Here is a 13,008-nt window from a genome sequence, read left to right as displayed (position 1 = left end):
GGTGCGGCGAGGTGGCGGCCGACGCCGGCCGGCGCGCCCAGTACTCCGCCGACGCGTCCAACTACCGGCGCGTCCCCATGGCCGTGGTGTTCCCCCGCGAGCGGCGGCACGTCATCGAGGCGGTCGCGGTGTGCCGCCGCCTGGGCGTGCCGATCACCTCGCGCGGGGCCGGGACGAGCACGTCCGGCCAGGCCGTCGGCTCGGGCGTGGTGCTCGACTTCTCCCGCTACCTCAACCGCGTCCTCGCGGTGGACCCGCAGGCGCGCACGGCGACCGTCGAGCCGGGCGTCGTCCTGGACGACCTCCAGGCGGCCGCCGCCGCCCACGGGCTGGTGTTCGGCGCCGACCCGTCCACGCACAGCCGCTGCACGCTCGGCGGCATGATCGCCAACAACGCGTGCGGCTCCCACTCGCTGGCCTGGGGGCGCACCGCCGACAACCTGGTGGAGCTGGAGGTGCTCACCTACGGCGGGACCGTGATGACGGTCGGCGCGATGACCGAGGAGGAGGTCGCGGCGGCCGTGGCCGGGGGCGGCGAGCGCGGCCGGCTGGTCGGCGCGCTGGCGGAGCTGGCCCGGCGCAACCTCGCCACGCTGCGGACCGGCCTCGGCCGCTTCCCCCGGCAGGTGTCGGGGTACGCGCTGGAGCACCTGCTGCCCGAGCACGGCTTCCACCTGGCCCGGGCGCTGGCCGGCAGCGAGGGCACGTGCGCGGTGATCCTGTCGGCGACCGTGCGCCTGGTCGCGCCCCCGCCGGCGCGCGCCCTGGTCGTCCTCGGGTTCGAGGGGGCGGGCGAGGCGGCGGACGCGGTCCCCGCGCTGCTGGAGCACCGGCCGCTGGCCCTGGAGGGCCTGGACCGGTCGCTGACCGGCATCGTGACCCGCCCGGCGACGCGGGCCGAGATCGAGGCGCTGCCGCCGGGGCAGGCGTGGCTGTTCGCGGAGCTGGGCGGCGAACCGGCGGACCTGCCGGAACGGGCGCGGGTCCTGGGCGAGGCCGCGGGGCGGGCGGCCGGGTTCACCGGCGCGCTGACCGTCACCGAACCGGAGCGGGCGCGGCGGCTGTGGCGGATCCGTGAGGACGGGGCCGGCCTCGCGACCCGGATGCCCGACGGCTCGGAGGCGTGGCCCGGCTGGGAGGACGCCGCGGTGCCGCCCGAGCGGCTCGGCTCGTACCTGCGCGGCTTCACCGCCCTCATGGACCGCCACGGGCTGCGCGGCGCCGTCTACGGCCACTTCGGCGAGGGCTGCCTGCACGTGCGGATCGACTTCGACTTCGACACCGAGAAGGGCGTGGCGACGTTCCGGTCCTTCGTCACCGAGGCGGCCCGGCTGGTGGCCGAGCACGGCGGCTCGCTGTCCGGTGAGCACGGCGACGGCCAGGCCCGCTCGGAGCTGCTGCCGCTCATGTACGGGCCGGAGGTCATGGCGCTGTTCGAGCGGTTCAAGGACCTGTGGGACCCCGACGGCGGGCTCAACCCCGGCATGATCGTCCGGCCCCGGCCGGTGGACGGCGACCTGCGCGTGGACCCGCGGCGGCCGGCGATCCCGCTGGCCACCGTCCTGCCGCTGCACGCCGACGGCGGCGACCTGGCCCGGGCCGCCCGCCGCTGCGTCGGCGTCGGCAAGTGCCGCACCGCCGAGCACCGGGGCGACGTCATGTGCCCCAGCTACCGCGTCACGCTCGACGAGAAGGACTCCACGCGCGGCCGCGCCCGCCTGCTGTACGAGATGACGCAGGGCCAGGTGATCACCACGGGCTGGCGCTCGCCGGAGGTGCGCGACGTGCTCGACCTGTGCCTGTCGTGCAAGGGGTGCAGCGTGGACTGTCCCGTGGGCGTGGACGTGGCCACCTACAAGTCCGAGTTCCTCCACCACCACTACCGCCGCCGCCTGCGGCCCGCCTCGCACTACTCGATGGGCTGGCTGCCGCTGCTCGCCCGGCCCGCCTCGCGGATGCCGCGCCTGGTGAACGCGGTGCTGTCCTCGCGCCTGTCGCCGCTGGTCAAGCGGCTCGGCGGGATCGCGGCCGAGCGCGAGCTGCCCCGCTTCGCCGACCGGACGTTCCTGTCGTGGTTCCGGCGCCGGCCGGCCCGTGAGGGCGAGGCGCCGCGCGGCCCGGTGACGCTGTGGGTGGACTCCTTCAACAACCACTTCACCCCTTCGGTGCTGCGCGCCGGCGTGCGGGTGCTGGAGAGCGCCGGGTACGAGGTGCGCGTGCCGCCGGGCACGCAGTGCTGCGGCCTGACCTGGTTCACCACCGGCCAGCTCGGCACGGCCCGCCGCCTAGGCCGCCGGACCCTGGACGCGCTCGGGCCGTCGCTGGAGGCGGGCGTGCCGATCGTCGGGCTGGAGCCGAGCTGCACGGCCGCGCTGCGGACGGACCTGCCCGAGCTGCTCCACGAGGACGGGCGGGCCCGCCTGCTCGCCGGGGCCACCGTGGGCCTGGCCGAGCTGCTGGTGCGCTCCGGGTGGGAGCCGCCCCGGGCCGGTGGCCGCTCGATCAGCCAGACCCACTGCCACCAGCACGCCACCAGCGGCTTCGACGCCGACGCCGAGCTGCTGCGGCGCATGGGCGTGGACAACACCGCGCTGAAGTCGGGCTGCTGCGGGCTGGCCGGCAACTTCGGGTTCGAGCGCGGGCACTACGCGGTGTCGGTGGCGGCGGGCGAGCAGGTGCTGCTGCCGGCCGTACGGGCCGCCGGGCCGGACACCGCGGTGCTGGCCGACGGCTTCAGTTGCCGCACCCAGATCGCCCAGGGCGCCGGGCGCCGGGCCACCCACCTCGCCGAGCTGATCGCCGAAGCCCTCTGATCCCGTTCTTCTTCGTGTACCACCGGGAAAGGCCACGCATGTCAACGATCACCCAGGGGCGGCTGCGTGCCGCGTTCGCGCGCCGCCTGTCCGAGATGTACGGCCGGGAGGTCCCCGCGTACCGGACGCTCGTGGAGGTCTCCCACGAGGTCAACCTCGACGTCCTGCGGCGGGCCGGTGCCGGGGCGGAGCGGCTGGGCTCCATCGGGCGGGTCACGGCGGAGCGGCACGGCGCCATCCGCGTCGGCACGCCCGGCGAACTGCGGCAGGTGGCGCGGATCTTCGGGGCGATGGGCATGCGGCCGGTCGGCTTCTACGACCTGCGCGACACGGCCTCCAGCGCCGTGCCCGTCGTCTCGACGGCCTTCCGGCCGGTGACGGAGGACGAGCTGGCCGCCAACCCGTTCCGGGTGTTCACCTCGATGCTCACGCCGGGCGACCCACGCTTCTTCGACGCCGGCCTGCGGGAGCGGCTGGAGGGGTTCCTGTCGGCCAGGCGGCTGTTCCCGCCGGAGCTGCTGGAGCTGGCCGGCGAGGCCGAGGCCGCGGGCGAGCTGCCGGAGGAGCGGGCCGAGCGTTTCTTGCGACTGGCCGTGGAGGCGTTCGCGCTGTCCACGGAGCCGATCGACCGGGTCTGGTACGAGGAGCTGGAGCGGGTGTCGGCGGTCGCGGCCGACATCGGCGGGGTGGCGAGCACGCACATCAACCACCTGACGCCGCGCGTGCTCGACATCGACGACCTCTACCGGCGGATGACCGAGCGCGGCATCACCATGATCGACGCGATCCAGGGGCCGCCCCGGTGGTCCGGCCCGGACGTGCTGCTCCGGCAGACGTCGTTCCGGGCGCTGGCCGAGCCGCGCGTCCTGCGGGAGCCGGACGGGACGGTGTCCACGGGGTCGCTTCGGGTGCGCTTCGGCGAGGTGGAGGCGCGCGGCATCGCGCTCACCCGCGACGGGCGCCGCCTCTACGACGACCTGCTCGCCCGCGCCGACCATCTGACCCGCGAGAGGGTGCCGGCCGGAGCCGGGCGGGGCGAGGCCGCGCGGCGCGACGCGGTGGCCCGGGAGCTGTGGGAGCGGGAGTTCCCCGCCTCCGAGCGGGAGCTCGCCGTACGCCGCATGGGGTTCTTCACGTACCGCGCGGTAGAGGACCGCCCGCGCGACGGCCGCCCGCCGGTCGCCGACCTCGCCGAGTTGCTGGACGCCGGGTGGGTACGCGCCGAGCCCATCGTGTACGAGGACTTCCTGCCCCGCTCGGCGGCCGGGATCTTCCAGTCCAACCTCAGCGGCGAGGGCCTCAAGGACGACAGCCTCACCGGCGCCGGCTACGACCTCGGCCTGCTGTCGGAGGCGGTCGGCCGCGACGTGCTGGACCCGTTCGCCCTCTACGAGGCCCAGCAGGAGCGTTCCCTCCAGGGGGCCGCCCGAGCCCTCGGCCTGCCCGCCGTCCCCTGACCAGCCGCCCCCCACGCCCCGGCCCTGACCGGTGTCGCCCGACCGACCCCCGCCATCCCGATTCCCCTACGGAGACCCCGTTCATGACCACGACCGCACTTCCCTCCACCGACGCGCTGCGGCGGCGCGCGCTCGACGTCCTGGCCCGCCTGGACGCCGTCCCCGCCGAGGGCGACGACCTGCGGGCCCGCACGCCCATCACCGGCGAGAGCCTGCTCGGCCTGGCCGCCACCACCCCCGCCGCCGCGGACGAGGCCGTCACCGCCGCGCACGCCGCGTTCCTGTCCTGGCGGGCCGTGCCCGCACCCCGCCGCGGCGAGCTGGTGCGCCGGCTCGGCGACCTGCTGCGCGAGCACAAGGCCGACCTGGCCGACCTCGTCACGATCGAGGCGGGCAAGATCCGGTCGGAGGCGCTCGGCGAGGTCCAGGAGATGATCGACATCTGCGACTTCGCCGTCGGCCTGTCCCGCCAGCTCTACGGGCGCACCATCGCCTCCGAACGGCCCGGCCACCGGCTGACCGAGACCTGGCACCCCCTGGGGGTCGTGGGCGTCATCTCGGCGTTCAACTTCCCGGCGGCCGTGTGGGCGTGGAACACCGCCGTCGCCCTGGTCTGCGGCGACACCGTGGTGTGGAAGCCGTCCGAGCTGACCCCGCTCACCGCGCTGGCCTGCGACCGCCTGCTCGCGCGCGCGGCCGACGAGACCGGCGCGCCGCGCGAGGTGCACCGGCTGCTGCTCGGCGACCGCGTCCTCGGCGAGCGGCTGGCCGACGACCCGCGCGTGGCCCTGGTGAGCGCCACCGGCTCCGTGCGCATGGGACGCCAGGTCGGTCCCCGCGTGGCCGCGCGCTTCGGCCGTACGCTGCTGGAGCTGGGCGGCAACAACGCCGCCGTCGTCGCCCCGTCGGCCGACCTGGAGCTCGCCGCCCCGGCCATCGTGTTCGCGGCGGCCGGCACGGCCGGGCAGCGCTGCACCACGCTGCGGCGGCTTATCGCGCACGAGGACGTCGCCGACGCCCTGCTCGACCGGCTGACCTCCGCGTACGGGCGGCTGCCCATCGGCGACCCGTTCGACGACGCCACGCTGGTCGGGCCGCTCATCACCGGGCAGGCGCACGACGCGATGCGGCACGCGCTCGACACCGCGCGGGCCGAGGGCGGCAAGCTGCTCGCCGGAGGCGGCCGGCGCCTGGCCGACGCCGCGCCGGCCGCCTTCTACGCCGAGCCGGCGATCGTGCGCGTCGAGGGGCAGAACGGCATCGTGCGGGAGGAGACGTTCGCCCCCATCCTGTACGTCCAGACGTACCGCACGCTGGACGAGGCGATCGAGCTGAACAACGCCGTCCCCCAGGGGCTGTCGTCCAGCGTCTTCACCCGGGACGTGGGCGAGGCCGAGCTGTTCACCTCGGCGACGGGCTCCGACTGCGGGATCGTCAACGTCAACATCGGCACGTCCGGCGCCGAGATCGGCGGGGCGTTCGGCGGGGAGAAGGAGACGGGCGGCGGCCGCGAGTCCGGCTCGGACGCGTGGCGGGCCTACATGCGGCGCTCGACCGCGACGGTGAACTACTCCGACCGGCTCACCCTGGCCCAGAACGTCAGCTTCCTGTGAAACCCGCCCGGTCCCGGGGGCCCGCCGCCCGGCCGCGGGCTTCCGGGCCGGGCGACCCATTGCTTATTTGTACAAACGATCGATAGAATAGCTGGCATGGCGGAGCTTACGGGGGCGGCGGCCGGCCGTGTGCGTACCGTGCTGGGAGACGTCTCCCCCGGCGCGCTCGGACACACCCAGCCACACGAACACGTCCTGTGCGACATGTCGCCGATCATCCAGCCGTGGGGCCTGCGGCCGGTGGCCGGGGACGACGACACCCCACCAGGGACCGGCGGCCGGATCACTTCAGAGTTCCCCGCCTCGGTGCGCGCCCGGATCGACGACCCGGTGCGCCCCGACACCTACGACTGGATCCGCCGCACCGTCCTCAACCGCGACAACCTGCGCCTGCTCTCCGAGGACGACGCCACCGAGGAGCTCGGCCTCTACCGCGCCGCCGGCGGCGGCACGGTCGTCGACTCCTCCCCCGTCGGCCTGGGGCGCGATCCGCTGGGCCTGGCGCGCGTGTCCCGGGCGAGCGGCGTGCACATCGTGATGGGCAGCGGCTACTACTGCCGCGACTACCACCCGCCGGGCCTGACGCGGACACCCGTGGAGGCCGTGCGCGACGAGATCGTGCGCGACGTGCAGGAGGGGGTGAGCGACACCGGTGTCCGCGCCGGGCTCATCGGCGAGATCGGCCTGAGCTGGCCGGTCCACCCGGTCGAGGAGAAGGTGCTGCGCGCGGCCTGCCTCGCGCAGGCCGCCACCGGGGCGCCGCTGCAGATCCACCCCGGCCGCCACCCCGACGCGCCGCTCCAGGCGATGCGCGCGGTCGCCGAGGCGGGCGGCATACCGGAGCGGGTCGTCATGTCCCACCTGGACCGCACGCTGTGGCGGGCCGAGGACCTGCTGGAGCTGGCCCGTACGGGCTGCTACCTGGAGCTCGATCTGTTCGGCCAGGAGTCCAGCTACTACGCCTTCAACCCCGACGCGCGCCGCCCCAACGACCGCACCCGCGTCGAATGGCTCCAGCTGCTGGCCGAGGCCGGCCACCTGGACCGGCTGCTCGTCTCCCAGGACATCTGCCAGAAGGTCTACCTGCGCCGCTACGGCGGCCCCGGGTACACCCACATCCTCGACAGCGCCGTCCCGCTCATGCGGCGCATGGGGATGTCCGACAAGGAGATCACGACGCTGACGGTCGCGAACCCCGCCGCCGTCCTCACTGTGGGATAGTCGGCGCCATGGCCACGACCAACCAGACGGGCGGAAGCCAGCGCGCCAAGGGCGGCAGGATGAAGGCGACGTCCACCAGGCGGGCGCAGTCCGCGCGCACGGAGCTGGGGCTGCTGCGGACCGCGTGCTGGCTCTTCTCCGAGCGCGGCTTCCACGGCACCGGCATCCGCGACATCTCCGAGGCCGCCGGGGTGGCCGTCTCGGCGATGTACTACTACGCCTCCTCCAAGGACGAGCTGCTGGAGGCGGTCTCCCGCCGGGTCATGGACGTGCTGACCACCGCGAGTGCGCAGACCATCGCCGACGTGGACGACCCGGCCGAGCGCCTGGCCGCGCTGATGGCCGTCCACGTAGCTTTTCACGCCCGCAACCCGCGCGCCGCCAAGGTCGCCGACCACGAGTTCCAGGCGCTGGCCGGCCCGGCCCGGCGCGACATCCAGCGGATGCGCGACGCCTACGAGCAGGTCTGGGCCGACACGCTGCGCGCGGGCGTCGAGGCGGGCGTCTTCAAGGACCGCGGCACCGTGGCGCGGCTGGCGATGCTGCAGATGGCGACGGGCGTCGCGCAGTGGTACCGGCCCACCGGCGAGCTGGGCATCGCGGAGCTCTGCGAGCGGTTCGCCGACATGGGGCTCGCGCTGATGGGCGCCGACCGCGACGGGCGCCCGCTGGAGATGCGCGACCTGCCCAGGCTGGACATGGACGTGCTGCTGGAGCGGGTCGAGCTGTCCATCGAGCCGCGCCGCAAGCCCGCCGGCCTGTGAACCCGCCGCGCCGCCGCAAGGCCGTCGTCCCTTCCCTCGACCCGCCGCGCCGCCGCAAGGCCGCCGTCCCTTCTGTGACCGGCCGCGGCCTGGCGCCGCCTCTTCCCCTTCCCCGCCCCCCGGCCGCCTGGCCGCCGGGCCGGGGGGGCGGGGCGGGGCCCGGCCGGGGTCTTGACAGGCCACCTTATTTGAGCGATCGTTCGATCAGACTTGCGTCGTGCCCGGCGGAGACGCCGGACGATGAGCGGAGATTGACGTGACGCGTACGGACCTGTCCCCTGCCGCGGAGACGCCGCGAGACCCCGAGGAGGCGGCGCTCGCCGCGGGCGTGGCGCGGGAGCTGTTCGGGCTGGAGGGGCGGCTGGAGCCGCTTCCCGGCGAGAAGGACCGCAACTACCGCCTGACCACCCCGGACGGCGATCGCCACGTCCTGAAGATCCACGCTCCGGGCACCGACCCCGTGGAGCTCGACCTGCAGGACGCCGCGCTGCTGCACCTCGCCGCGGCGCCCGGCGCTCCCCCCGCGCCGCGCCCGGTGGCGGCGCTCGACGGACGGCACACCGTACCGGCGCCCTGGCCGGACGGCACGCGGGCCGCCCGCATGCTCACCTGGATGGACGGCCGCCCGTGGGCGCAGATCCGGCCCACGGAGGAGCGTCTGCGCGACCTCGGGCGGCACGTCGCCGCCGTCGACCTCGCGCTGCGCGGCTTCACCCACCACGGCATGCGCCGCGAGCTGCTGTGGAGCCTCACCAGCGCGCCCCGGGTGGCCGGGCTGGCGCCGCTGGTGGCCGGAGAGCTGCGGCCTCTGGTGGAGGAGGTCTTCGACCGTTACCGCACCCACGTCGCACCGCGTCTGGCCGCCCTGCCGCACCAGGTGATCCACAACGACGCCAACGAGCTCAACATCCTCGTGGACGACCGTGGCGCCGTGGCCGGGCTCATCGACTTCGGCGACGTGGTGTGGAATCCCCGCGTGTGCGGGCTGGCCGTCGCCGCGGCGTACGCGACGCAAGGGCACGCCGACCCGCTGCGGGCGGTGCTGCCGCTGGTGGCCGGGTACGACGAGGTGACGCCGCTGCGCCCGGAGGAACTGGAGGTGCTGTTCGACCTGACGCGCACGCGGCTGGCGATCAGCCTGTGCCTGTCGGCACATCACCACGCCCAGGACCCGGACAACACGTACCTGCTGGTCAGTCGGCACGGGGTGGCGCAGGCGCTGCGGCGCCTGGCGGGGACGGACGCGGACCTCGCGCACTTCCGGCTGCGCGACGCCGTCGGGTACGCGCCGGATCCCCGGGCTCGGGCGGTGCGCCGCCACTTCGACGCGGACGAGGCGCGGCCTGCGCCGCTGCTGGAGGACGGGGTGGAGGGCGGTGTCGCCGGCGGGTACGGCGACCTGCCCGCCCCCGCGCCGCCACCGCACCGGCCGAGACCGGACGCCACCGAGCCGCGCGACACCGGATCGGGCGGCGCGGAGGCGGAGGAGGCCGGGCCGGTGGTGCGGCTGGGGATCGAGGTGGCCGCCGTAGCCGGGGCCGCCGTCCGGTGCCCGCTCCCCTCGGTCGTCCACGCGGTGCGCGCCGAGGGCGGGGGCGTCGTGGTGCTGGAGCACCGCACCGGTGATGGCGAGCCGTTCTGGACGCTCTACCGGCACCTGGCCCCGGCCTCCGTGGCGGCGCTGCGGCCCGGGACGCGGCTCTCGGCGGGCGACCCCCTGGGCACCCTGGACACGGCGCCCCCGGAGGGACCGGTGACGCTGGGAGTGCAGCTCGTCACCCATCTCGCCGGCCTCGGGGCCGCGTTCCCCTGGACGGCGCCCGCCGGCGAGGCCGACCTGTGGACCGGCATCAGCCTGCACCCCGGCGCGCTGCTCCGCCCGCATCCCCGGGAACGACCCGTCCCTCCCGCCGGTCCTCCGCCGGCGCCCCGGCGGGCGGCGCGGGACGTCGCCGCGCGCCGCCGCGTCAACCTCAGCCGCGCCCTCAGCCTGTCCTACCGGGAGCCGCTGCACATCGTGCGCGGCGAGGGCGCCCACCTCTACGACGCCTCCGGCCGCCGCTGGCTGGACCTGGTCAACAACGTCTGCCACGTCGGGCACTGCCACCCTCGGGTGGTCGAGGCCGGTCACCGGCAGGCGGCGCTGCTCAACACCAACACCCGCTACCTGCACGAGTCGCTCGTCGAGTACGCGCGCCGCCTGGTCGAGCTGCTGCCCGACCCGCTGCGCGTGTGCTTCTTCGTCAACTCCGGCTCCGAGGCCAACGACCTGGCCCTGCGCCTGGCCACCGCCCACACCGGCGCCGAGGACGTGCTGGTCCTGGACCACGCCTACCACGGCCATCTCAGCTCGCAGATCGCGCTCAGCCCGTACAAGTTCGACCGGCGGGGCGGGCGGGGCCGGCCGGGCACCACGCACGTCTGCGAGCTGCCCGACCCCTACCGCGGGCGCCTGCGGACAGGCCGTGACCGCGACCTGGCGCGCGGGTACGCGGCGTCGGTGGCGGAGCGGCTGGCCGGGTTGCGCGCGGCGGGACGGCGGCCGGCAGCGTTCTTCGCCGAGTCGCTGCAGAGCTGCGGCGGGCAGATCGTCTACCCGGACGGCTACCTGCGCGAGGCGTTCGCCCTCGCGCGGGCGGCCGGCGGGGTGTGCGTGGCCGACGAGGTGCAGGTGGGCCTGGGCAGGGTGGGCCGGCACTTGTGGGGGTTCGAGACGCAGGGCGTGGTGCCCGACATCGTCACGCTGGGCAAGCCGATGGGCAACGGCCATCCGCTCGCGGCGGTGGTGACGACGCCGGAGGTGGCGCGCTCGTTCGAGAACGGCATGGAGTACTTCAACACCTTCGGCGGCAACCCGGTGTCGGCGGAGGTGGGACTGGCGGTGCTCGACGTCATCCGCGACGAGCGGCTCCAGGCGCGGGCGCGGCGGCTCGGGGAGCGGCTACTGCGCGGCCTGCGCGCGCTCCAGGAGCGCCACCCGCTGGTGGGCGACGTCCGCGGCGAGGGCCTCTTCCTCGGCGTGGAGCTCAGCCTGGACGACCGCCGGGCGGCCACGGCGCAGGCGGCAGCCGTGAAGGAGGCGGTCAAGGCGCGCGGCGTGCTCGTCTCCACGGACGGTCCGGACGACAACGTCCTCAAGATCAAGCCGCCGCTCGTGCTGGGCGAGGCGGACTGCGACCTGTTCCTGGACGTCCTCGGCGACGCCCTGGACGAGGTCGAGAAGGCCCTCTGAAGAACATCCCGTTTGTGAGACGTGCCTTGACGCGGGCACTAATTTGAGCGATCGTTCGATTACTTAACCGGCTGGGACGGCGACGCCCCCGAGCACCATGGGCGGTTCAACAGATGCAAGGCATGCGGAAGACGGTCCTCGCGGCCACGGCGGCGGCCCTGGCGATGACCACGGCCGGCTGCTACCGGGACACCACCGGCGGCACCCCCGGCAACAAGGCCGGCAGCGCGTCCCCGGGCGGCGCGGCAGGGCGCGAGCTGGTCACGACGACCACGGCCGGCACCGGCCGGGTGGACCGGGTCACCTGGGCCCTGTACCGGGGCACCACCTCGATCGACCCGATCACCGCGGGCGACTACCCCGAGATCACCGTGACGAGCCTCCTGTGCGAGTCGCTGTTCCGCCAGGGCCCCGACGGCTCGGTGGGGCCCGGGCTGGCGACCGCACTGGAGTACCCGGACCCGCGCACGGCCGTCCTGAGGCTGCGCGAGGGCGTGACCTTCTGGGACGGCTCCCCCATGACCGCCGAGGACGTCGCGTTCAGCATCGAGCGCAACCGCGACCCGAAGGGCGGCGGCTACTGGGTGCCCATGCTGAGCCGCGTCACCTCGGTGAAGGCCACCGGCCCGCTGGAGGTCACGCTGAACCTGAGCAAGCCCGACCACTGGCTGCGCGACGTCCTGTCGTACATGCCGGGCATGGTGGTGTCGAAGGCGTACGTCACCGCGAAGGGCAAGGACTACGGCACCGCCCAGGGCGGGGCCATGTGCACCGGCTCGTTCAAGCTCGGCGAGTGGCGCACCGGCGACGTGCTGTCCGTCGTGCGCAACGACGCGTACTGGAACCGCTCGGCCGTCCCCCTGACGGGCCGGATCGACTTCAAGGGCGTCCCCGACGAGGCGACGCTGACGGCGGCGCTGCTGACCGGGGAGGTGGACGGCGCCTACCTGGAGCTGCCGCTGTCGACGATGGACCAGGTCCGGGCGAGCGACGCGGTCAAGGTGTACCAGGGGCCGTCGTACCTGATCGACGCGCTGATCGTGGCCGACCTGCGCCGAGGCCCGCTGGCCGACCCGCGCGTGCGCCGGGCCCTTTCCCTCGCGATCGACCGCGAGGCGTACATCGCCACCCTCTACAAGGGCACCGCCCAGCCCGCCCGCGCGCTCGGCACGCCCGGCACCTGGGGGTACGAGCGCGGCACGTTCGAGGCCGCCTGGAACGCCCTGCCTGACCAGAAGGCGGACCTGGAGACCGCGCGCCGCCTCGTGCAGGAGGCCGGCGCGACCGGGAAGACCGTCACGTTCGGCATGAGCAACGAGCTGAACAAGCTCGTCACCGAGGCCAACCTGTTCAAGACGGCCGCCGAGCGCATCGGGCTCAAGCCCCGGCTGAAGGCGGTCTCCGCCGACGCCTACGGCGGCTTCTTCCTGGATCCGAAGGCCCGCGCCGACGTGGACGGCTTCTTCACCACCAACTACCCCAACTGGGCCGACCCCGGCGCCCTCTACGCCTCGTTCGCCCTGCCCGGCGGCTCCCAGGACTACGGCGGCTACCGCAGCGCCGAGGCGGCGGACCTGCTTGAGCGCGCCCGCGGCGCGGCCGAGCCGAAGGAGCGGGCCGAGCTGACCGTGCGGGCGCAGCAGACCGTGACCGGCGACCTGCCGTGGATCCCGGTCGTCGCCCCCGACACCGTGCTCGTGCTCAACTCCCGGCTGACCGGCGCGACGGTCTCCTCCCAGCATCTGTTCGCGCCGTGGGCGGACCGGCTCGGGGCGGTGGGCTGACGCATGGCCTCCTACCTGCTCCGGCGGCTGCGAGCGCCGCGAAGAAGCCCAGAAGGCCCTGGCGGAGGCCGAAACCGCGCCGCCAAGGTAGGCGACGACAAGGCTGAGGTCGACAAGCTGGTCA

Annotated in this window: 7 protein-coding genes; all 7 read left to right on the top strand. The window is 74.8% G+C overall.

Annotation, left to right across the window (positions count from 1 at the left end):
- A partial coding sequence (locus AB0H81_RS39750) for an FAD-linked oxidase C-terminal domain-containing protein (protein ID WP_358386065.1) occupies positions 1 to 2,813 on the top strand: 2,813 nt, incomplete at its 5' end.
- 38 nt (positions 2,814 to 2,851) lie between these two features.
- The gene (locus AB0H81_RS39745; protein ID WP_358386062.1) at positions 2,852 to 4,270 is read left to right on the top strand and encodes a DUF1338 family protein; all 1,419 of its coding nucleotides are present in this window, start codon (positions 2,852 to 2,854) and stop codon (positions 4,268 to 4,270) included.
- Between the two features lie 83 nt (positions 4,271 to 4,353).
- Positions 4,354 to 5,883 carry an aldehyde dehydrogenase family protein gene (locus AB0H81_RS39740; protein ID WP_358386059.1) on the top strand — a complete coding sequence of 510 codons (1,530 nt, stop codon included), beginning with the start codon at positions 4,354 to 4,356 and terminating at the stop codon, positions 5,881 to 5,883.
- Between the two features lie 96 nt (positions 5,884 to 5,979).
- On the top strand, positions 5,980 to 7,104 hold the full coding sequence (locus AB0H81_RS39735; protein ID WP_358386056.1) for a phosphotriesterase-related protein: 1,125 nt from the start codon (positions 5,980 to 5,982) through the stop codon (positions 7,102 to 7,104).
- A gap of 8 nt (positions 7,105 to 7,112) precedes the next feature.
- The gene (locus AB0H81_RS39730) at positions 7,113 to 7,868 is read left to right on the top strand and encodes a TetR/AcrR family transcriptional regulator (RefSeq protein ID WP_358386053.1); all 756 of its coding nucleotides are present in this window, start codon (positions 7,113 to 7,115) and stop codon (positions 7,866 to 7,868) included.
- Between the two features lie 256 nt (positions 7,869 to 8,124).
- Entirely contained in the window at positions 8,125 to 11,100 is a 2,976-nt protein-coding gene (locus AB0H81_RS39725) for an aminotransferase class III-fold pyridoxal phosphate-dependent enzyme (RefSeq protein WP_358386050.1), read from the top strand.
- A gap of 122 nt (positions 11,101 to 11,222) precedes the next feature.
- Positions 11,223 to 12,884 carry an ABC transporter substrate-binding protein gene (locus AB0H81_RS39720; protein ID WP_358386047.1) on the top strand — a complete coding sequence of 554 codons (1,662 nt, stop codon included), beginning with the start codon at positions 11,223 to 11,225 and terminating at the stop codon, positions 12,882 to 12,884.
- Positions 12,885 to 13,008: the final 124 nt, after the last annotated feature.

Source organism: Nonomuraea sp. NPDC050691, from assembly GCF_040654455.1.
GTDB lineage: Bacteria > Actinomycetota > Actinomycetes > Streptosporangiales > Streptosporangiaceae > Nonomuraea.
The sequence above is the reverse complement of the archived record's forward strand: the minus strand, read 5'-3'. Positions and strand labels throughout refer to the sequence as shown.

Coding starts and splice junctions, on each gene's coding strand:
- AB0H81_RS39745 (WP_358386062.1), top strand. CDS start 2,852: ATGTCAACGATCACCCAGGGGCGGCTGCGTGCCGCGTTCGCGCGCCGC.
- AB0H81_RS39740 (WP_358386059.1), top strand. CDS start 4,354: ATGACCACGACCGCACTTCCCTCCACCGACGCGCTGCGGCGGCGCGCG.
- AB0H81_RS39735 (WP_358386056.1), top strand. CDS start 5,980: ATGGCGGAGCTTACGGGGGCGGCGGCCGGCCGTGTGCGTACCGTGCTG.
- AB0H81_RS39730 (WP_358386053.1), top strand. CDS start 7,113: ATGGCCACGACCAACCAGACGGGCGGAAGCCAGCGCGCCAAGGGCGGC.
- AB0H81_RS39720 (WP_358386047.1), top strand. CDS start 11,223: ATGCGGAAGACGGTCCTCGCGGCCACGGCGGCGGCCCTGGCGATGACC.